The sequence below is a fragment of the Jannaschia sp. R86511 genome (genome assembly GCF_042466345.1).
Lineage (GTDB): Bacteria > Actinomycetota > Actinomycetes > Actinomycetales > JBBAYJ01 > Aquipuribacter.
In genome coordinates this window covers 2,134,575-2,153,558 of sequence record NZ_JAXHCD010000001.1, presented here as the reverse complement: position 1 = coordinate 2,153,558, position 18,984 = coordinate 2,134,575, and the positions used below count along the sequence as shown (strand labels likewise).

The window sequence follows — 18,984 nt, the reverse complement described above, 5'->3', positions numbered from 1 at the left end:
CCGCCGGGCAAGGGGTTTTCGCGACGACCGAGGACGGGCGACCGGGTCCGGCGTCCCGGGCTCAGACGAGCGCGAGCTCCCGCGCCACGACCGCGGCGATGGCGTCGGCGTGGCGCTGGGCGCTGGGCAGGTCCGGCGCCTCGACCATGACGCGCACCAGGGGCTCGGTGCCCGACGCGCGCAGCAGGACCCGCCCGCTGCGACCCAGCTCGGCCTCCGCCTCGGCCACGGCCACCCCCACGCTCAGGTCCGAGCCGACCCGGCTCCGGTCCACCCCGGGGACGTTGACGAGCACCTGGGGCAGCCGCGTGACGACGCCGGCCAGGTCGGCCAGCGAACGCCCGGTGGTGGCCACCCGGTGCGCCAGCTGCAGGGCCGTGAGCAGGCCGTCGCCCGTGGTGTTCCAGCGCGGCAGCACGACGTGGCCGGACTGCTCGCCGCCCAGGGACCAGCCGTTCTGGCGCATGGCCTCCAGGACGTACCGGTCGCCGACGGCGGTGGTGACCAGGCGGATGCCCTCGCCCTCCAGCGCCAGTCGCAGGCCCAGGTTGCTCATGACGGTGGCCACGACCGTGTCCTCGTGCAGCCGGCCGGCCTCGCGCAGGGCCAGGGCCAGCACGGCCAGGATCTGGTCCCCGTCCACGACGGCACCGGTGTGGTCGACGGCCAGGCAGCGGTCGGCGTCACCGTCGAAGGCGACGCCCAGGTCGGCGCCGTGGGCCACCACGGCCGCCTGCAGCGGGGCCAGGTGGGTGGACCCGATGCCGTCGTTGATGTTGAGCCCGTCCGGCTCGGCCCCGATGACGTGGACCGTGGCCCCCGCGGCCCGCAGCGCGAGCGGGCCCGCCTCGGACGCCGCGCCGTGGGCGCAGTCGACGACCACCCGCACGCCCTCCAGGGGCATGGTCCCCGGCAGCGAGGCGACGCAGTGCTCGGCGTAGGCCCGGGCGGCCCCGTGGTCGCGCCGCACGCGGCCGACCCCGGCGCCGACCGGGCGCTGCCACGGCTTGCCCGCCAGCTCGGCGATGGCGTCCTCGACGTCGTCGGCGAGCTTGTGGCCGAAGCGGTCGAAGAACTTGATCCCGTTGTCGGGCATCGGGTTGTGCGACGCCGACAGCATCACGCCCAGGTCGACGTCGTCCCGGGTGGCCACCAGGTGGGCCAGGCCCGGCGTGGGCAGCACGCCGGCGTCGAAGACGTCCATGCCGGCGCTGGCCAGGCCGGCGGTGACGGCCGCGCCCAGGAACTCCCCCGAGGCCCGCGGGTCGCGGGCCACCAGGGCCCGCGGCCGGACACCGGTGTCCGGCCGACCCTCGACCAGCACGTGCGCCGCCGCGACGGACAGGTCGAGGGCGAGCTCGGCGGTGACGTCGACGTTGGCCCTGCCACGGACACCGTCCGTGCCGAAGATCCTCGCCATGCCGCGACCGCCGAGCCCTGCCCCTGACCGACCGGTCAGCGCTTGCTGTACTGGGGAGCCTTGCGGGCCTTCTTGAGCCCGGCCTTCTTCCGCTCGACCGCACGCGGGTCGCGGGTCAGGAAGCCGGCCTTCTTGAGCGTGGCGCGGTTGGCCTCGACGTCGATGCCGTTGAGGGAGCGCGCGATCGCCAGGCGCAGGGCGCCGGCCTGGCCGGAGGGCCCGCCACCGCCGATGCGCGCGATGACGTCGAAGCGACCCTCGGTCTCGGTCACCGTGAAGGGGTCGTTGACCTCCTGCTGGTGGACCTTGTTCGGGAAGTAGTCCTCGAGGGTGCGGCCGTTGAGCGTCCACTGGCCGGAGCCGGGGACGATGCGCACGCGCGCGATGGCCTTCTTGCGCCGACCCACGGCCGCGCCGGGGGCCGTGATGCTCTGGCCGCCGCTCTTGACCTCCACGACCGACTCGGTCGTGTAGGTGCCGGAGAACTCCTCGGGAGCCTCGTCGGTGGCGGTGTCGGTCTCGGGTGCGTCGGTGGTGACGTCGACCACGGGTAGTCCTACTTCCTCAGGCTGTGCTCAGGGTGAGCGTGAAGGGCGGGTCGCGTCACTGCTGCGCGATCTGCGTGATCTCGAACGGCTGCGGCTTCTGGGCCGCGTGGGGGTGCTCCGGGCCGGCGTAGACCTTGAGCTTGCCCAGCATCTGACGGCCCAGGGTGGTCTTGGGCAGCATGCCCGCGATGGCCTTCTCGACCGCGCGGGTGGGCTTGGTGGAGAGCATCTCGACGTAGCCCATGGACTTGAGGCCACCCGGGTAGCCGCTGTGCCGGTAGGCCAGCTTCTGCTCGCGCTTGTTGCCGGTCAGGGCGACCTTCTCGGCGTTGATGATGACGACGAAGTCACCGGTGTCGACGTGCGGCGCGTAGACGGCCTTGTGCTTGCCGCGCAGCAACTGCGCGACCTGGCTGGCGAGCCGGCCGAGCACGACGTCCGATGCGTCGATGACGTGCCAGCGACGCTCGACGTCGTCGTGTCGGGGGGTGTACGTGCGCACAGTGCTACCTCGTCCAGCCGGTCTCGTCCGATTGATTCGCTCGCCGTGGGCGGCAGGCCCAGGGGGCCCGCCTGGTGGCGGAGCGGGCGGGCACGCGGTGCGTGCACGCAACAGCGCCCAAAGATACGGGCCGCGGGCACCCGGGGTCAAAACGCCTCGGGCCCCCGCGGCCGCACCCACGGGACTTCTGCTCAGGGTGTCACGTCCGCCCCCCGCCCGAGGCACCGATGGTCCTCACGGCGGCCGTGCCGCTCAGCGGCGCTCCGTCCACCGTGGTGCCGGTGAGGAGCAGCTGCGTGGTGCCGGGCACCACACCGGTGGCCTGCACGCGGGCCCGGCAGAGCAGGTCGCGCACCCCGTCGGAGTTGCGGTCCCCGGTGGCGGCGCAGGACTCGACGGAGTCCTCCGTCCCGGCCACCCCGAACCGCAGGCTGGCCACGTCCACGTCGGCCACCGGGTCGACACCGTCCTGGGACAGCACCACGACGGGCATGACGCCGCGGCTGCGGGGGTTGACGGGGGCCGGCCGGTTGCCGTCGCGGACCTCGACCTCGACCGTGACCGGCGTGCGCTCGACGAACACGGCGGTCGTCCGGGCCGGCACCGTGAAGGTGCCGGTGGCCCCGTCGAAGGTCGCGCCCTTGACCACCGGGTCCGCCCCGCCGGCCTGCACCGGGCTGAGGGCGAGCCCGGCGTCGACGAGCTGGTCGGCCGTCCAGACCTGCTCGGTGGCCGTGGCGTTGAACACGGTGACGATGCGCTCGAGCGAGTCGTCGACCGGCTCGCCCGCCGTGTCGTCGAGCTGCATGACGATGAGGCCGGGGACCTCGCTGCCGTCCAGGTAGGACAGCTTCTGCTGCACCTGCTCGGCGGTGGTCAGCGAGAACAGCGGCGACGAGCCCGCCACCGCGAGCAGGTCGCGGAACCGCTCGACCGAGGCCTCGATGTCCGCCGGGGCCGGCTCCAGGGCCGGGTCGGCGAGCAGCGGGGCCATGTACGGCCACTTGTCCTCGTTGTCCGGCGTCGGCGGCAGGCCGACCCCGAAGTTGTTGGACTCGTAGGAGAAGTCGAGCGTGTTGAACCAGTCGCCGGAGTCGTAGCTGTTGCGGTCCAGGGACTTCGAGCGGAGCATGTCGGTCCCCGCGTGGAAGAACGACACCCCCTGGCCGAGGGCCACCGTGGACAGCGAGAGCTGCTGCATGCGGACCCGGTCCGCCATCGCGCTGCCCTGGGGCAGCTTGAGGGCGAGCGAGTCGAACAGCGTCTCGTTGTCGTGGGCGGAGACGTACAGGATGTTCTCCTGCGGGTCGGCCGTGTAGCCGGTCGGGGCGCCGTTGTAGTCGACGTCCTTGCCGGTCACGGTGGCGCCGGTGCGGTCGACGAAGGTGTAGTCGGCCAGGTTGCCGGCCATCCCCACCTTGACCTGGTCCATGTTGAGCAGCAGCCGCTCGCGCTGGGCCGCGGCGTCCGCGCCGCTGACCGGGTCCCCGTTGGGGTCGGTGAGCAGACCCGAGCCGAGGCCCTGGACCCGGGGGTTCTCGTCGAAGGGCCCGCCGCCGCGCACGGCGTCACGGAGCCGGTCGTTGAACGTCCCGATGCCGGTGCCGGCCATGTTGGCCTGGGTGGCCTGCTCGAACCGGGCGTCGTCCGCGACCTCGCCGAAGTTCCAGCCCTCGCCGTAGACGTAGATGCTCTCACCGTCCACACCGTCGGCCTCGAGCGTCAGCGCGTCCAGCGCCTCCCGCACGGCGAGCATGTTGGCCTTGGAGTGGTGACCCATCAGGTCGAAGCGGAAGCCGTCGACCTTGTACTCCGTGGCCCAGGTGACGACGGAGTCGACCATGAGCTTCTCCATCATCACGTGCTCGGTGGCGGTGTTGGCGCAGCAGGTGCTGGTCGCGACCGTGCCGTCCTCGAGCAGGCGCTGGTAGTAGCCGGGCACGACCTTGTCCAGGACGGAGGTGTCGGCCTGGCCGGAGCTGGTCGTGTGGTTGTAGACGACGTCGACCACCACCCCGAGCTCGGTCTCCTTGAGGGACTGCACCATCTCGCGGTACTCGGTGATGCGGGTCGTCCCCTGGGGGTCGGTCGCGTAGGAGCCCTCCGGCGTCGTGTAGTGGAACGGGTCGTAGCCCCAGTTGAAGCCGTCCTCGCCGGCCACCGCGGCCACCGCGGCCTGCTGCTCCGTCGAGTCGGGCGCCGCGCCGGCCGGGATCTGCGGCTCGGCCTGCGCCGACCGCACCTCCTCGATGGTCGCGATGTCGAACGTCGGCAGCAGGTGCACCGTCGTCAGGCCCGCCTCGGCGAGCTCGCGCAGGTGCGTCATGCCGTCCGAGCCTGACCGGGTGAACGCCTTGTAGGTGCCGCGCATCTCCTCCGGAACCGTCTCGTCGCTGATGGAGAAGTCCCGGACGTGGAGCTCGTAGAGGTTGATCTCCTCCGGGGTGGCCGGGGCCCGGGTGCCGAGGGCCGACCAGCCCTCGGGCTGCAGGTCGGCGTCGGCGAGCCGCACGACCTGCGACTTCGTGGAGTTGGCCGACAGGCTCAGCGAGTAGGGGTCGGTGACCACGTTGCGCTCGACCGCCCCGGTCGAGGGCACGTAGACCTCGACCTCGAAGAGGTAGAACTGCCGGTCCCAGCCGGGCTCGCCAGTCACCGACCAGACGCCGGTCGACCCGTCGAGGGTCATCGCCGTGGTCTCGCCCGGGGCCGGGGCCTCGGGGTCGGTGAAGCGGTGCAGCGTGACCGAGCGGGCCGTCGGGGCCCACAGGCTGATCGTCGGGACGTCGCCGTCGAAGGCGACCCCGAGGTCGGCCTCACGGGCGCCGTCGGAGTACAGGTCGTCGAGCACGCCGGGGACCTGCACCCCGGTCGCACCGGTGCGGACCCCGCCCTTGACGGCGGACACCGCGAGCGCGCCCTTCAGGACGGCGGCCGCGTCCACGTCGTCCGGCACGCCGAGCGCGGCGTAACCGGCCAGGTGCGGGTACTTCGCGGCCAGGTCGGCCGGCAGGTCGGTGGACAGCAGCTCCAGCTCGACGGAGTCACCCCCGTCGACGCCACCGGCGACGAGCTCGAGCCCGCCGTCGGCCGCGCTGTGCAGCGAGTAGGTCGCGTCGGCGTCGTCGACGTCCCACGCGATGACGCCCTCGGTCAGCCACTGGGCCTCGCTGGTCGCGAGGTCTCCCGGCTCACCCGACGCCCCGGCCTGCACGGGCAGCAGGTACCCCTCCTCGGCGGCGATGATCCAGACCTCGTGACCGATGCTCACCAGGTCGAGCGCCTGGTCCTCGGGCAGGTCCTTCTCGTCTCCCTTGTGGAGGATGTAGTTGAGGAGCGTCGCGTCGTCCACGAGCGGGACCTCGTAGACCTGGCCGAAGCGGTCGGTCGCGACGGGCGGCAGCGGGTCGGCCCACTCGGTCGGGTTCGCCGAGCCGGTCCAGGTGTGCAGGCCCCAGCCGTCGTAGTCGCCCGCCGGGCGGGTGTAGTGCAGGACGGCGAGGTCCTGCGCCGCGGCGGCGGTCTCGTACAGGGTCTCGTCGCCGGAGACGACGAACACGTCGGCCTGCTGCGACGGCACCAGCGTCTGGTCCGGGCCCGGGTCCTTCTCGTCGCCGGAGTGGACGATGAAGTTGAGCGCGGCGTCGACGTCGTCGACGGGCACGTCCCAGTAGGCCCCGAACTCGTCGACGCCCGTGGGGGGCAGCGGCGAGCTCCACTCGGTCCCGGTCACGGGGGCGTCGCCCCAGACGTGCAGGCCCCAGCCGTCGTAGTCGCCGTCGGGGCGCTGGTAGTGCACGGTCGCGAAGCCCTGGGCCGCGGCCTCGCTGGTGAACACCTCGGCGCTGTCCGGCCGCAGCCAGACCTCCGGGGTGAGGGACGGGTTGACGAACCGGTCGTCCTGGGTGCCCTGCTTGTTGCCGGCCGAGTCCACCGCGATGAGCCCGATGTCCTGGTTGGCGCCGTCGGAGGTGTCCGTGGCGATGTGGCGGAAGACGCCGTAGTCGTCCTCGCCGTTCCACTCCAGGCCGTCGGGGTAGGTGCGTCCGTCCATCAGGCCGGGCTCGATGTCGCCGAAGGTCCACAGGCTGACGTCGTCGACGTCCGCCGTCTCCGGGTAGTGGACGACCAGGTGGTCCTGCAGGCCACCGACCGGTGCCTGCGGCTCCTCGGCCACGGTGACGACCGGGCTCTGCGCGCCGGCCGTGTGCCCGGCCATGTCGTCGACGACCGCGGCCACCTCGACGGTGGTGCCGGCCGCGAGCTCCTCGGTGTCGATCGTCACGCGGTAGGGGGCGTTGTCGTCGGTGCCGGCGTAGGTCCACTCGCCGCCGTCGACCCGGCTGACGAAGCTGACCTCGGCGTAGAGGTCGCGGTCGAGGGTGGCCTCGAACACCTGGGCCTCACGGGTCTGCCCGTCCAGGTCGAAGTCGATGACGTCGGTCGGCTGCACCGTGATGCCGGGGGCGGCCTCGCTGACGGGCATCGTGGTCGACGCGACGTAGACCGCCGAGCCGAGCGCCGGCACCGACACGGTGACCGCGCCGTCCGCCGCGGCGGTCAGCGGGGTGGCCTCGCCGGTGGACCAGAGCGGGGTGAAGGTCGCCCCGGGCGTCCCGGTGGCGAAGGACACCTCGCTGGCGTCCTCCGCGTTGTTGGTGACGACCAGGTGCTCGACCCGCTCCTCGCGGTCCACGCGCGAGAAGGCGAGGACGCCCGGCCCGTCGGCCGCGTAGCGGGGCAGCTGGGCGCCGGAGCGCAGCGCGACGTGGTCCCGCTTGACCTCAGCGAGGTCCTTGAGCGTGGTGTACAGCGGGTGCGTGGTGTCGAAGTTGTCGTCGGCCGGGGTGGCGTCGGTGCCGATCTGGTCGTCGTCCTCGTACAGCTCGGTCTGCGTCGGGTCCAGGTCCTGGCGGGCGAGCTTGTCGCCGCCCTCCCCCGTGAAGCCCTGCTCGTCGCCGGAGTAGACGACCGGCATGCCGCGCGAGAAGTACATCAGGGAGTGCGCGAGCCGGTCCCGGGCCAGCATCTCCTCGTCGGTGGCACCCGGGTTGCCGGCCGCGATGAACGTGCCGATCCGGCCCATGTCGTGGTTGCCGAGGAACGTCGGCAGGGAGTACGCGTTGGAGTCGGCGTCGATGTACAGGTCGTCGGCGGCGAAGAAGTCGCTCATCGTCGTCGCGGCGGCCCCGCGGGCGGCGAAGCCCGTGGCGGCGTCCTGGAAGCCGAAGTCGAGGACCGCCTGGACCTCGCCCTTCGTGGTGAACATCGACAGCAGCTCCTCGTTGGCGCTGAACACCTCGCCGAACATGAAGAAGTCCTCGTTGCCGACGTCCTCCTTCGCGTAGGTCTCGATCGCGGGCGCCCACTGCTGCCAGAACTCGACGTTGACGTGCTTCATCGTGTCGATGCGGAACCCGTCGACCCCGCGGTCGACCCAGGGCTCGAAGATGTCGATCATGCCCTCGACGACCTCGGGCCGTTCGGTGAACAGGTCGTCGAGGCCGAAGAAGTCGCCGTACACGGAGTTCTCGCCGGCGAAGGAGCTGTCACCGCGGTTGTGGTACATCGTCGGGTCGTTCAGCCAGTCCGGCGTCTTGACCGGCGCCCCCTCGGGGACGAAGGGCGTGTAGGGGAAGCTGGTCTCGACGTCGAGCTCGGGGAAGTCCTCGGTGCCCGCGAAGGCGCGGTCGTCGAACTCCACGCCGTCGGCGTCCCGGTACGGCTCGGCCGACTTCGCGACGTAGCTGTAGACGTCCTCCTGGTACTTGATGACGTCCGCGGTGTGGTTGGTGATGATGTCGAAGAACACCTTCATGTCCCGCGAGTGCGCCTCGTCGATGAGGGCCTCGAGCTCGGCGTTGGTGCCGAAGTGCGGGTCGATCTGCGTGTAGTCCACCGTCCAGTAGCCGTGGTAGCCGGCCGAGGTCTCCCCCACGCCGTCGCCCTGGACGGGCTGGTTCTTGAACACCGGCGCCATCCAGATCGCGGTGACGCCCATGCCCTGCAGGTAGTCCATCTTCTCCAGCAGGCCGGCCAGGTCGCCGCCGTGGAAGAAGCCGTAGTCGGTCGGGTCGTACCCGGTCTCCAGCGGGCCGCCCTCCAGCCCGCCCGTGTTGTTCGTCGGGTCGGCGTCGTGGAACCGGTCCGGGAGCACGAAGTAGAAGACCTCGTCGGTCAGGTCCTCGCGCAGGCTCGGTCGGGCCAGGTCCAGGATCGCGGGGTCGATCGCCCCGGCGTCACCGGTGACCGACGTCGGTGCGGCTCCGAGGCCGGCGGCGGCGGGCGCGGCACCGAGGTCGGCGGCGGCGGGCGCAGCACCGACCAGCGGGACGAGCAGCGCGGCCGCGGCCGCGACGGCGACCGCGCGGAGGGACCGGACGGCACGCGTGGGGGTGGTGCGGCGGGGGGCGGTCGGGCTCATGTGTCTCCTCGACTTTGAGGGCCTGCGTCCGGACAGGGCAAACCGGTCGCACCCAGACGGTAGACACGCAATTGCGCGATCACAAGCCCTTGGTCGACGAAAGATTGCGCAAGGTCTTGCGCAGGGGGAGATACCCCTGACGACCGTCAGCGCACCCGGTCGACCCGCCCCACGTCCCACACCGGTTCGGGCACCTCGGTGACCCGCCCGTCGGCGCCCACCACCACGAACCGGTCGAAGCCCCGGGCGAACCAGCGGTCGTGCGTCACCGCCAGCACCGTCCCCTCGAAGCCGGCCAGGCCCTGCTCCAGCGCCTCGGCCGAGTCGAGGTCGAGGTTGTCGGTCGGCTCGTCCAGCAGCAGCAGCGTGCAGCCGGACAGCTCGAGCAGCAGGATCTGGAAGCGGGCCTGCTGCCCGCCCGACAGCACCTCGTAGCGCAGCTCGGCCGCCCGGGCCAGGCCGTAGCGGTCGAGCACCCGGCTGGCCGGTTCGCGCGGCAGGCCGTCGCGGTGCTCGTCGCCGCGGTGCAGCACCTCCAGCAGCGTGCGCCCGGCCAGGTGCGGCGCGTCGTTGGTCTGGGCGAACCAGCCGGGCCGGACCCGCGCCCCCAGCCGAACGGAGCCGTCGTGCCGCACGGGCGGCTGCGGCGGGCCGACGGGTCGGTGCTCCGGGGCGGGGTCGGTGCCGCCCGCGGCCAGCAGCCGCAGCAGGTGCGACTTGCCCGAGCCGTTGGAGCCCAGCACGGCCACCCGGTCGCCGAACCAGACCTCCAGGTCGAACGGCTCCACCAGCTGCTGCCCATCGGGGGTGCGCAGCCGCAGCTGCTCCGCGACGACGGCCCGCTTGCCCGTGCGGGCGCCCCGCAGCCGCATCGTCACCTGCTGCTGCTGGGGCAGGGCCTGCGGCGGGCCCGCCTCCTCGAACTTGCGCAGCCGGGTCTGCGCCGCCTGGTACTGCGAGGCCAGGCCGTCGTTGAACGCCGCCTTGACCTTGTAGCGCAGCACGAGGGCGACCAGCTTCTCGCGCTCCTCGTCCCAGCGGCGGTGCAGCTCCTCCAGCCGGGTGTTGCGGTCCTCGCGGGCGGCGTGCCAGGTGGCGAAGCCGCCGCCGTGCACCCAGGCACCGGCCCCCGCCGCCCCCGGCTCCAGCGTGACGACGCGGTCGGCCGCGCGGGCCAGCAGCTCCCGGTCGTGCGAGACGAGCAGGACGGCCTTGCCGGTGGCCCGCAGCTGCTCCTCCAGCCAGGTCTTGCCCGGCACGTCCAGGTAGTTGTCCGGCTCGTCGAGCACGAGCACCTCGTCCGGGCCTCGCAGCAGGGCCTCCAGCACCAGCCGCTTCTGCTCCCCGCCCGACAGCGTGGCCACGTCGCGCCCGCGCGCCCGCTCCCAGCCCACGCCGAGGGCCGCCTGGCAGCAGCGGTCCCAGGTGTTCTCCAGCTCGTAGCCACCGGCGTCGCCGTAGTCGGCGAGCGCCTGGGCGTAGCGCAGCTGGGCCGGCTCGCTGTCGTCGTCCATCAGGGCCAGCTCGGTGTCGTCCACGGCGTGCCCGGCCGCCCGGGCCCGCGGCGGGGCGACCGAGCGCAGCAGCCGCTCGACGGTGACCACGCCGTCGGCGTCGGGCGCCACCCCGTCGTCACCGGTCCCCCCGCCGCGGCCGACCCGGCCCACGAACTGCGACATCACGCCCAGGCCGCCGGAGTGCACCACGGAGCCGGTGTCCGGCTGCAGCCGCCCCGTCACCAGACGCAGCAGCGTCGTCTTGCCCACACCGTTGGGTCCCACCAGCGCCGTGGTCAGCCCCTCCGGGACCCGGAAGGAGACCTCCGACAGCAGCGGCCTGCCGTCAGGCAGCCCGAACCCGACCTGGACGACGTCGACATGACCCACGGGGCGCGAGCATGACCCCCACGGGCACCCGGTGGCAACGTGGTTGTCGCGCCGTTAGCGTCGCGATCATGCGATACCGATTCCTGGGCCGTAGCGGCCTCAAGGTCAGCGAGCTGTGCCTGGGCGCCATGACGTTCGGCCGCGAGACCGACGAGGCCACCAGCCACGCCATGCTCGACGCGTTCGTCGACGCGGGCGGCACGTTCGTGGACACCGCGGACGTCTACGGCCAGGGCACCAGCGAGGAGATCCTGGGCCGCTGGCTGGCGAAGGGCCCCCGGGAACGCGTCGTGGTCGCGACCAAGGTGCGCTTCCCGATGGGCGAGGGCCCCAACGACCAGGGGCTGTCCCGCGGACACATCGTGCGCTCGGTCGAGAACAGCCTCCGCCGGCTGCAGACCGACCACGTCGACCTCTACCAGGTGCACGCCTGGGACGGCGCGACGGCGCTGGAGGAGACGCTCTCGGCGCTGGACCGCCTCGTGCAGGACGGCAAGGTCCGGTACCTGGGAGCCAGCAACTACTCCGGCTGGCAGCTGCAGAAGGCCGTGGACACCGCGGCCGCCCACGGCTGGGAGGGCTTCGTCAGCCTGCAGGCGCTGTACAACCTGCTGGACCGCGAGCTGGAGTGGGAGCTGGTGCCGGTCAGCCGCAACGAGGGGCTCGGGATCCTGCCCTGGAGCCCGCTGCGGGGCGGCTGGCTGACCGGACGCTACCGCCGGGACATGTCGGGCCCGCCGGCCGACACCCGCCTGGACGAGGCCGCCAAGCAGGGCTGGGGCGAGTCGTGGGACGCCTACGCCAACGACCGGACCTGGCACCTGCTGGACGTGATGGACCAGGTCGCCGAGCAGACCGGCCGCACCGTGGCCCAGGTCGCCCTGGCCTGGCTGCTGGGCCGGCCCGGCGTCGTCGCACCCATCCTGGGCGCGCGCACCATGGCGCACCTGGAGGCCAACCTGGGGGCGGTGGGCTGGCAGCTGTCGGCCGAGCAGGCGCAGGCGCTCGACGAGGCCAGCGCACGTCCGCTCCCCTACCCCTACGCCACGGTGACGGCGGACCCCGAGCGCACCTAGGCCGGCGTCGTCGCCAGCTCCGCCAGCACGTCCATCCCGAGCGACAGCTCGGCGAAGGACGTGCTGAGCGGCGACAGCCCCAGCCGGACGAGGTCGGGGTGGCGGAAGTCCGCGACCACGCCGCGGGCCGTGGCCCGCCGGACCAGGGACTCGGCTCCCGGCCCGGCGAGCACGACGTGGCTGCCGCGTCGGGAGCCGTCGGGGGGCGAGGCGACCCGCCAACCCAGCGGGACCAGGTCCCGCCGGGCGCGCGCCACGGCGAACCGGGTCAGCAGGACGCTCTTGTCGCGGACCGCCGCCACCCCGGCCTCGGCCACGAGCCGCACGCCCTCCTGCACCGCCACCAGGCCGGGCACCGGCGGGGTGCCCGACAGCATCCGGCGCACCCCGGGGGCGGGGACGTGCTCGGGGGCCATGGCGAACACGTCCGCCGCCCCGAACCAGCCGGGCACGGGGTTGACGAGGCGGTCGTGGTGCCGGGCCGCGGCGTACAGGTAGGCCGGGGCGCCCGGGCCCGCGTTGAGGTACTTGTAGGTGCAGCCCACGGCCAGGTCCGCCCCGTCCCGGTCCAGGTGCACCGGCACCGCGCCGGCCGCGTGCGACAGGTCCCACACCACCACGGCGCCGGCGGCGTGCACGGCCGCGGTCACCGCCGCCAGGTCGGCCAGGGCCGCGCTGCGGTAGTCGACCAGGCTGAGCAGCACGCACGCCGTCCGCGGGCCGGCGACCGCGGCGACGTCGGCCGCCGTGACGGGCTCCGGCGGTCGCGGCGCGACGGTGCGCAGCCGCAGGCCCCGCGCCCGCGCCACCGCGGTGGCCAGGTGGGCGTCGGTCGGGAAGTCGCCGCCGAGCACCACCAGCTCGTCGCGGTCGGGGCGCAGCGCGGCCGCGGCGTGCAGCGCCTTGTACAGCAGCACGCTGGTGGAGTCGGCCACCACGGTCTGCCCGGCGGCCGCCCCCAGCACCGCGGCCCCCAGCTCGTCGCCCACCTGCTCCGGCAGGTCGACCCAGTGCTCCCAGCTGCGGATCAGGCCGACGGCCCACTCCTGCCGGTACAGCCGGTCGAGCCGCTCGAGGGTGCGACGCGGCGCCCGGCCCAGCGAGTTGCCGTCCAGATAGACCACCGGGTCGTCGTCGACGACCAGCTCGCGACGGAACCGGGCCAGCGGGTCCGCGGCGTCCAGGGCGTGGGCGTCCATGGCCTCGGGGTCCAGCAGGTCGGGGTCCGGCTCGCTCATCCCGGGATCATCGCAGCACTTCGTCGGGTCACGGCTCGGCGGGCAGGTCGAGACGGCGCTTGTAGTAGCCCCAGGGGAAGCTCCAGCCCCCGACGAGCTGCCAGCCCTGCTCGGCCAGGGCCCGGGCGGCCGCCGGCGACCACACGGCCCGACGGTGCTGCCAGGCGTGGTCGGACGCCTCGACCACCAGGTACAGCGGGCCGAAGTCGACCATGTGCCAGCCCCGGCGGGCCTCGGGCTCCAGCACCACCATCTCGTCGAACAAGGTCAGCGGCGTCAGCACGCGGCGTTCGGGGCCGTCGCCGCCGACGCGACGCTCCGGGCCCGTGGTGGCCGGGGGGCCCGCGGGGCCGAACCGCTGCTGGGCGGCCTGGCGGCTGACCCCGATGAGCCGGCCGATGGCGTCCCAGCTGTGCCCGGCCGCACGCGCGTTGGCCACGGCCTCGCTCAGCAGCCGGCTCGTCTCCTCGGCCGCCACCCGGCTGGCGGACACCAGGGCCAACGAGGCCTCCGGGTCCTGCTCGATGGCCTCGCGCAGGCCGCGAGGGGCCGACAGGACGGCGTCGGTGACCGCGTCCCGCAGCCGCGCCTCGTCGTCTGGGCCGAGCAGCGGCTCGGCGGTGCCGGGACGGGGGCTCACGGGTTGCGGTCGTCGCGTCGGGCCGCGCGCAGCGGCTCCAGCCCGTCCAGGGCCCGGCGGTCCGCCGCCTGCCGCTCGGCGCGGGCGACGACGGCCTGCACGACCGCGGCCGCGACGGCCAGGACGGTCGCGGCACCGGCCACGGCGCCCAGCACCGTGTCGGCGGCGTCGTCGGTGACCACGAGCGCGGTGAGGCCGGCCGCGGCGACGACCGCGAGCAGCGCGACCGGCAGCAGCCGGTGGGACAGGAGCCGGGTGAGGGCAGAGGTGTCGGTCATGCGTCAAGGTTCCCTTGACGTCGACCCGGCGTCAAGTTCTTCTTGACACCGGCCGGCCGTCGCGCCGGGCCCGGGCCTCCGCGGCCCGGACGGCCAGGCCCGCGGCGTCGGGGTAGTCGACCCCGACCAGGGTCAGGCCGTGGGCCGCGGCCACGGTGACCCGGGGGTCCCGGACCCCCGCCCGCAGCACCTCGCGGGGCCAGCCGGTCGCCCGGCGGCCGTCACCCACCGGGAGGACGGCGCCCACGAGCGCACGGACCATGGAGTGGCAGAACGCGTCCGCGCTGATCGAGGCCACCACGGTGCCGTCGTCCTCACGCACCCAGTCGAAGGCGAGCAGCGTCCGGATGGTGGTGGCCCCGTCCCGCCGGCGGCAGAACGCGGCGAAGTCCTGCAGGCCGAGCAACCGCTCGGAGGCCGCGGTCATCCCGGCCGGGTCCAGCGGCAGCGGGTGGGCCAGGGTGTCCCGCCGGCGCAGCGGGTACGGGCCGGCCGGGTGGTCGCAGACCCGGTACCGGTAGTGCCGTCGCAGCGCCGAGTAGCGCGCCTCGAACCCTGGCGGCGCCTCGGTCACGGCCGCCACCCGGACGTCCGGGGCGAGCATGCCCCGCAGCCGTCGGGTCACCCCGACGACGCCCCCGGCCCGCTGCAGCACGTCGCGCCCGACGTCGAGGTGGGCGACCTGGGCGGCCGCGTGCACACCTGCGTCGGTGCGACCGGCCACGGCCAGGGTGCGCATGACCCGGTCGGGGTCAGTCCGCAGCACCGTGGCCAGGGCGTCGCCCACGACGCCGGCGACGGTGCGCAGCCCCGGTTGCACGGCCCAGCCCCGGAAGTCGGTGCCGTCGTAGCCCAGGTCCAGACGCAGACGCACGGACCCGCCGTCGGGGTCGACGGCGGGTCCGTGGTCGGGCGCATCAGCCATGGGCTGCGGGTGGTGCGTCAGGCCTTGGTGTCGTCCGCGGCCTTGGTGTCGGGCTCGTCGATGACGTCCTCGGCGATCTCGGTGGAGACCTCCGCGTCGGCCTCGGCGGCGTCGGCGTCCGGGGCGTCCTGCTCCCGGGCGTCCTCGGCGGCCGCCTCGGCCTGGGCGGCACCGTCCACGGCCCCCTCCACGTCACCGGTCGACGCGGCCTCGACCGTGTCGGCCGTCGCCGCCTCGGCCTCGGCGGCCGGGGCGGACTGGGCGGCCTTGGTGCCGGACGCCCGCTTGGTGGCGGCCTCCGCCTCCTTCACCGTGGCGACCTTGGGGCTGAAGGGCTCCAGGACCAGCTCGATGACGGCCATCGGGGCGTTGTCGCCCTTGCGGGGACCCACCTTGGTGATGCGCGTGTAGCCACCGGGACGGTCCGCGACGAGCGGGGCGATCTCGGTGAACAGGAAGTGGACCACGCTCTTGTCCTTGACCACCGTCATGACGCGACGACGGGCGTGCAGGTCACCGCGCTTGGCGAAGGTGACCATGCGCTCGGCCAGGGGGCGCAGGCGCTTGGCCTTGGCCTCCGTCGTGGTGATGCGACGGTGCTCGAACAGGGACGTCGCCAGGTTGGCGAGCATGATCCGCTCGTGCGCCGGTCCCCCGCCGAGACGGGGGCCCTTGGTGGGGGTAGGCATGTGGTTCTCCTTGCGGTGGTCGGGCCGGGGTGGGCCGGCGTCCGGTCAGCGGCGCTGGCCGGCTGCAGAACGGTCGGTCAGAGCTGCTCGTCCTCGACGGCCGACGTGTCGTCGGAGTCGTAGCCGGGCGCGGAGAAGGGGTCGTCGGCCACGCCGTCGCCGTCCTCGGTGTAGTTGGCCAGCGCCGCCGCGGGGTCGAAGCCGGGCGGGCTGTCCTTGAGCTGCAGGCCCAGACCCGCGAGCTTGGCCTTGACCTCGTCGATCGACTTGGCGCCGAAGTTGCGGATGTCGAGCAGGTCCGCCTCGCTCCGGCCCACGAGCTCGCCGACGGAGTGGATGCCCTCGCGCTTGAGGCAGTTGTACGAGCGGACGGTCAGGTCCAGCTCCTCGATCGGCAGCGCCAGGTCGGCCGCCAGGGCGGCGTCGTTCGGCGACGGGCCGATGTCGATGCCCTCGGCCTCGACGTTGAGCTCACGGGCCAGGCCGAACAGCTCGGTCAGGGTGCGACCGGCCGAGGCCATGGCGTCACGCGGGCTGATCGAGCTCTTGGTCTCGACGTCGACGATCAGGCGGTCGAAGTCCGTGCGCTGCTCGACGCGGGTCGCCTCGACCTTGTAGGTCACACGACGCACGGGCGAGTAGATCGAGTCGACCGGGATCCGGCCGATCTCGGACTCGCCGGACTTGTTCTGGGCGGCGGAGACGTAGCCGCGGCCGCGCTCGACCGTGAACTCGATCTCGAGCTTGCCCTTGTCGTTCAGGGTGGCGATGACCAGGTCGGGGTTGTGCACCTCGACGCCGGCCGGCGGGGCGATGTCCGCCGCGGTGACCAGGCCGGGGCCCTGCTTGCGCAGGTACATCACGACCGGCTCGTCGAACTCGCTGGAGACCACGAGCTCCTTGAGGTTCAGGATGACCTCGGTGACGTCCTCCTTGACGCCCGTGACCGTCGAGAACTCGTGGAGCACGCCGTCGATGCGGATGCTCGTGACGGCCGCGCCCGGGATGGACGACAGCAGGGTGCGACGGAGGCTGTTGCCGAGCGTGTAGCCGAAGCCGGGCTCGAGCGGCTCGATGACGAACCGGGAGCGGGCGTCGCCGACGACGTCCTCGGACAGGGTGGGGCGCTGTGCGATGAGCACTGGTGTTCTCCTTCGACGGGGCGACCGCTATATGACGCCCGGGTGACGTGCAGGGGCCGCACCCCGCAGGGTGCGGCCCCAGGGGCTCACTTGGAGTACAGCTCCACGACCAGCTGCTCCTGGACCGCGGTGTCGATCACCTGACGGGCCGGGAGGCCGTGCACGAGGATCTGCATCTTGTCGGGGTTGGCCTGGAGCCACGCGGGCACCGTGCGCTCCCCGGCCTCGGCGCGAGCCACGACGAACGGGGTCATCTCGACGCTGGAGCGCCGCACCTCGACGATGTCGTGCTCGCTGACCCGGAAGCTCGGGATGTCGACCTTGTGGCCGTTGACGGTGAAGTGCCCGTGCTTGACCAGCTGGCGAGCCATGTTGCGGCTCTTGGCGTAGCCGGCGCGGTACACGACGTTGTCCAGACGGGACTCGAGCAGGCGGAGCAGGTTGTCGCCGGTCTTGCCCTGCTGGCCGCTCGCCTCCTCGAAGTAGTTGCGGAACTGCTTCTCGAGGACGCCGTAGATGCGGGCCATCTTCTGCTTCTCGCGCATCTGGAGCAGGTACTCGGACTCCTTGGTGCGCGCCCGGCCGTGCTCACCCGGCGGGTAGGGCCGGATCTCGATCGGGCACTTGGGCGTGTCGCACTTGGCGCCCTTGAGGTACAGCTTGGTCTTCTCGCGGCGGCACCGCTTGCAGTCAGGGCCGGTGTAACGAGCCATGTGTGTGGTCTCTCCTTCTCAGGCTCGGGCGCTCAGACGCGGCGGCGCTTGGGCGGGCGGCAGCCGTTGTGCGGCTGCGGCGTGACGTCGGAGATCGCACCGATCTCCAGGCCCGCCGCGGTCAGCGACCGGATCGCGGTCTCACGACCGGAGCCCGGGCCCTTGACGAGCACGTCGACCTTCTTCATGCCGTGCTCCTGCGCGCGGCGGGCAGCGGCCTCGGCCGCCATCTGCGCGGCGAACGGCGTGGACTTGCGGGAGCCCTTGAACCCCACCTGGCCCGAGCTGGCCCAGGCGATGACGTTCCCGCCCGGGTCCGTGATGGACACGATGGTGTTGTTGAAGGTGCTCTTGATGTGGGCGACGCCCGCGGCGATGTTCTTCCGCTCCTTGCGGCGCGGCTTGCGCGCGGCGGAGGCGGCTCGGGTCTTGGGTGGCATGCGGCTGGTCTCTCCTGCTCAGACGGTCCGGGTAGCGGTGCCGGCGGTCACTTCTTGCCGACCTTCTTCTTGCCGGCGACGGTCCGCTTCGGACCCTTCCGGGTACGTGCGTTGGTCTTGGTGCGCTGGCCGCGGACGGGCAGGTGGCGGCGGTGGCGCAGGCCCTCGTAGGAGCCGATCTCCACCTTGCGGCGGATGTCGGCGGCCACCTCGCGGCGGAGGTCACCCTCGACGCGGTAGGCCCCCTCGATGTGGTCGCGCAGCGCGACGAGCTGGTCCTCGGTCAGGTCCTTGACCCGGACGTCGGGGCTGATGCCCGTCGCCGCGAGGGTCTCCACCGAACGGGTGCGGCCGATGCCGAAGACGTAGGTGAGTGCGATCTCGACCCGCTTCTCGCGGGGGAGGTCGACACCGACAAGACGTGCCATGTCAGTTGCCTCTCGTACCTGAGGGTCTGGAGCGGTACCTGCCCGCGAGCCGTGCGCTCGTGGTCCCCGGCCCTCGTCCGGGGGTGTCGTCCGGGTCCGGCCCGTGGGCCGGTCCCGAGTCGGGTACCGCAGGGGGTGGTGCTGGTGCCTGGTGCTGGTGGGCGCAGGAACGCCCGCCGGTGCTGCTCAGCCCTGGCGCTGCTTGTGGCGCAGGTTGGTGCAGATCACCATGACCCGGCCGTTGCGGCGGATCACCTTGCAGTTGTCGCAGATCTTCTTGACGCTGGGCTTGACCTTCATCGATGGACTCCCTGGCGGCCACTGCCCCCACCGGGGCGGGCCGTCACTTGTAGCGGTAGACGATGCGTCCGCGGGACAGGTCGTACGGGCTGAGCTCCACCACCACGCGGTCCTCGGGGAGGATCCGGATGTAGTGCTGCCGCATCTTCCCGGAGATGTGCGCGAGCACCTTGTGCCCGTTCTCCAGCTCGACACGGAACATGGCGTTGGGGAGGGCTTCGACCACGCTGCCCTCGATCTCGATGACCCCGTCCTTCTTCGGCATGTGCCTCCGCTATCCCTACGTGCTCCTGGGTAGGAGCCTCCATAAAGGTGCGCACCGGTGGTGCGACCTG

General features: G+C 72.9%; 17 protein-coding genes. 1 reads left to right on the top strand and 16 read right to left on the bottom strand.

What is annotated here, in order from left to right; genetic code table 11:
• Window positions 1-61: 61 nt before the first annotated feature.
• The 5 genes from glmM to SJY06_RS10175 all read right to left on the bottom strand — a co-directional run bounded on the left by glmM (window position 62) and on the right by SJY06_RS10175 (window position 10,780).
• A complete protein-coding gene (glmM, locus tag SJY06_RS10195; RefSeq protein WP_380167176.1) occupies window positions 62-1,420 on the bottom strand; it encodes a phosphoglucosamine mutase in 1,359 nt (452 codons plus the stop codon).
• A 35-nt stretch (window positions 1,421-1,455) separates the two neighbouring features.
• Entirely contained in the window at window positions 1,456-1,875 is a 420-nt protein-coding gene (rpsI, locus tag SJY06_RS10190; RefSeq protein WP_380169693.1) for a 30S ribosomal protein S9, read from the bottom strand.
• A gap of 148 nt (window positions 1,876-2,023) precedes the next feature.
• Entirely contained in the window at window positions 2,024-2,470 is a 447-nt protein-coding gene (gene rplM / locus SJY06_RS10185) for a 50S ribosomal protein L13 (protein ID WP_380167174.1), read from the bottom strand.
• Between the two features lie 199 nt (window positions 2,471-2,669).
• On the bottom strand, window positions 2,670-8,894 hold the full coding sequence (pulA, locus tag SJY06_RS10180) for a pullulanase-type alpha-1,6-glucosidase (RefSeq protein ID WP_380167172.1): 6,225 nt from the start codon (window positions 8,892-8,894) through the stop codon (window positions 2,670-2,672).
• Window positions 8,895-9,040: 146 nt separating this feature from the next.
• Window positions 9,041-10,780: an ABC-F family ATP-binding cassette domain-containing protein gene (locus SJY06_RS10175; protein ID WP_380167170.1), complete on the bottom strand. Its 1,740-nt coding sequence runs from the start codon at window positions 10,778-10,780 to the stop codon at window positions 9,041-9,043.
• A gap of 68 nt (window positions 10,781-10,848) precedes the next feature.
• On the opposite strand from SJY06_RS10175, the gene SJY06_RS10170 reads away from it, so the two are divergent.
• Window positions 10,849-11,856: an aldo/keto reductase gene (locus tag SJY06_RS10170; protein WP_380167168.1), complete on the top strand. Its 1,008-nt coding sequence runs from the start codon at window positions 10,849-10,851 to the stop codon at window positions 11,854-11,856.
• Here the strand turns inward: SJY06_RS10170 and SJY06_RS10165 are convergent.
• The 11 genes from SJY06_RS10165 to infA all read right to left on the bottom strand — a co-directional run bounded on the left by SJY06_RS10165 (window position 11,853) and on the right by infA (window position 18,914).
• Window positions 11,853-13,094: an aminotransferase class V-fold PLP-dependent enzyme gene (locus tag SJY06_RS10165; RefSeq protein WP_380167166.1), complete on the bottom strand. Its 1,242-nt coding sequence runs from the start codon at window positions 13,092-13,094 to the stop codon at window positions 11,853-11,855. The genes SJY06_RS10170 and SJY06_RS10165 overlap by 4 nt on opposite strands.
• A 28-nt stretch (window positions 13,095-13,122) precedes the next feature.
• A complete protein-coding gene (locus SJY06_RS10160) occupies window positions 13,123-13,734 on the bottom strand; it encodes a hypothetical protein (RefSeq protein WP_380167164.1) in 612 nt (203 codons plus the stop codon).
• Window positions 13,731-14,012 carry a hypothetical protein gene (locus SJY06_RS10155; RefSeq protein WP_380167162.1) on the bottom strand — a complete coding sequence of 94 codons (282 nt, stop codon included), beginning with the start codon at window positions 14,010-14,012 and terminating at the stop codon, window positions 13,731-13,733. The genes SJY06_RS10160 and SJY06_RS10155 overlap by 4 nt, the downstream gene beginning before the upstream one ends.
• A gap of 31 nt (window positions 14,013-14,043) precedes the next feature.
• Entirely contained in the window at window positions 14,044-14,937 is an 894-nt protein-coding gene (locus SJY06_RS10150) for a tRNA pseudouridine synthase A (protein ID WP_380167160.1), read from the bottom strand.
• 17 nt (window positions 14,938-14,954) lie between these two features.
• Entirely contained in the window at window positions 14,955-15,626 is a 672-nt protein-coding gene (gene rplQ / locus SJY06_RS10145) for a 50S ribosomal protein L17 (RefSeq protein WP_380167158.1), read from the bottom strand.
• A 77-nt stretch (window positions 15,627-15,703) separates the two neighbouring features.
• Window positions 15,704-16,768, bottom strand: coding sequence for a DNA-directed RNA polymerase subunit alpha (locus SJY06_RS10140; RefSeq protein WP_380167156.1), 1,065 nt, complete (start codon window positions 16,766-16,768; stop codon window positions 15,704-15,706).
• A gap of 86 nt (window positions 16,769-16,854) precedes the next feature.
• A complete protein-coding gene (rpsD, locus tag SJY06_RS10135) occupies window positions 16,855-17,481 on the bottom strand; it encodes a 30S ribosomal protein S4 (RefSeq protein ID WP_380167154.1) in 627 nt (208 codons plus the stop codon).
• 32 nt (window positions 17,482-17,513) lie between these two features.
• Complete coding sequence (rpsK, locus tag SJY06_RS10130; RefSeq protein ID WP_340295041.1) at window positions 17,514-17,921, bottom strand: 30S ribosomal protein S11; 408 nt, start codon at window positions 17,919-17,921, stop codon at window positions 17,514-17,516.
• Window positions 17,922-17,968: 47 nt separating this feature from the next.
• The gene (gene rpsM / locus SJY06_RS10125; protein WP_380167151.1) at window positions 17,969-18,349 is read right to left on the bottom strand and encodes a 30S ribosomal protein S13; all 381 of its coding nucleotides are present in this window, start codon (window positions 18,347-18,349) and stop codon (window positions 17,969-17,971) included.
• A 186-nt stretch (window positions 18,350-18,535) separates the two neighbouring features.
• Window positions 18,536-18,649, bottom strand: coding sequence for a 50S ribosomal protein L36 (rpmJ, locus tag SJY06_RS10120; RefSeq protein ID WP_380167149.1), 114 nt, complete (start codon window positions 18,647-18,649; stop codon window positions 18,536-18,538).
• A 43-nt stretch (window positions 18,650-18,692) separates the two neighbouring features.
• On the bottom strand, window positions 18,693-18,914 hold the full coding sequence (infA, locus tag SJY06_RS10115; RefSeq protein WP_336920739.1) for a translation initiation factor IF-1: 222 nt from the start codon (window positions 18,912-18,914) through the stop codon (window positions 18,693-18,695).
• Window positions 18,915-18,984 lie beyond the last annotated feature (70 nt).

Bases quoted from the DNA above. Each gene is read 5' to 3' on its own strand.
- SJY06_RS10150 (WP_380167160.1), bottom strand. From the start codon at position 14,937: ATGGCTGATGCGCCCGACCACGGACCCGCCGTCGACCCCGACGGCGGG.
- rpmJ (WP_380167149.1), bottom strand. From the start codon at position 18,649: ATGAAGGTCAAGCCCAGCGTCAAGAAGATCTGCGACAACTGCAAGGTG.
- glmM (WP_380167176.1), bottom strand. From the start codon at position 1,420: ATGGCGAGGATCTTCGGCACGGACGGTGTCCGTGGCAGGGCCAACGTC.
- SJY06_RS10165 (WP_380167166.1), bottom strand. From the start codon at position 13,094: ATGAGCGAGCCGGACCCCGACCTGCTGGACCCCGAGGCCATGGACGCC.
- pulA (WP_380167172.1), bottom strand. From the start codon at position 8,894: ATGAGCCCGACCGCCCCCCGCCGCACCACCCCCACGCGTGCCGTCCGG.
- SJY06_RS10155 (WP_380167162.1), bottom strand. From the start codon at position 14,012: ATGACCGACACCTCTGCCCTCACCCGGCTCCTGTCCCACCGGCTGCTG.
- rpsM (WP_380167151.1), bottom strand. From the start codon at position 18,349: ATGGCACGTCTTGTCGGTGTCGACCTCCCCCGCGAGAAGCGGGTCGAG.
- infA (WP_336920739.1), bottom strand. From the start codon at position 18,914: ATGCCGAAGAAGGACGGGGTCATCGAGATCGAGGGCAGCGTGGTCGAA.
- rpsD (WP_380167154.1), bottom strand. From the start codon at position 17,481: ATGGCTCGTTACACCGGCCCTGACTGCAAGCGGTGCCGCCGCGAGAAG.
- rpsK (WP_340295041.1), bottom strand. From the start codon at position 17,921: ATGCCACCCAAGACCCGAGCCGCCTCCGCCGCGCGCAAGCCGCGCCGC.
- SJY06_RS10170 (WP_380167168.1), top strand. From the start codon at position 10,849: ATGCGATACCGATTCCTGGGCCGTAGCGGCCTCAAGGTCAGCGAGCTG.
- rplQ (WP_380167158.1), bottom strand. From the start codon at position 15,626: ATGCCTACCCCCACCAAGGGCCCCCGTCTCGGCGGGGGACCGGCGCAC.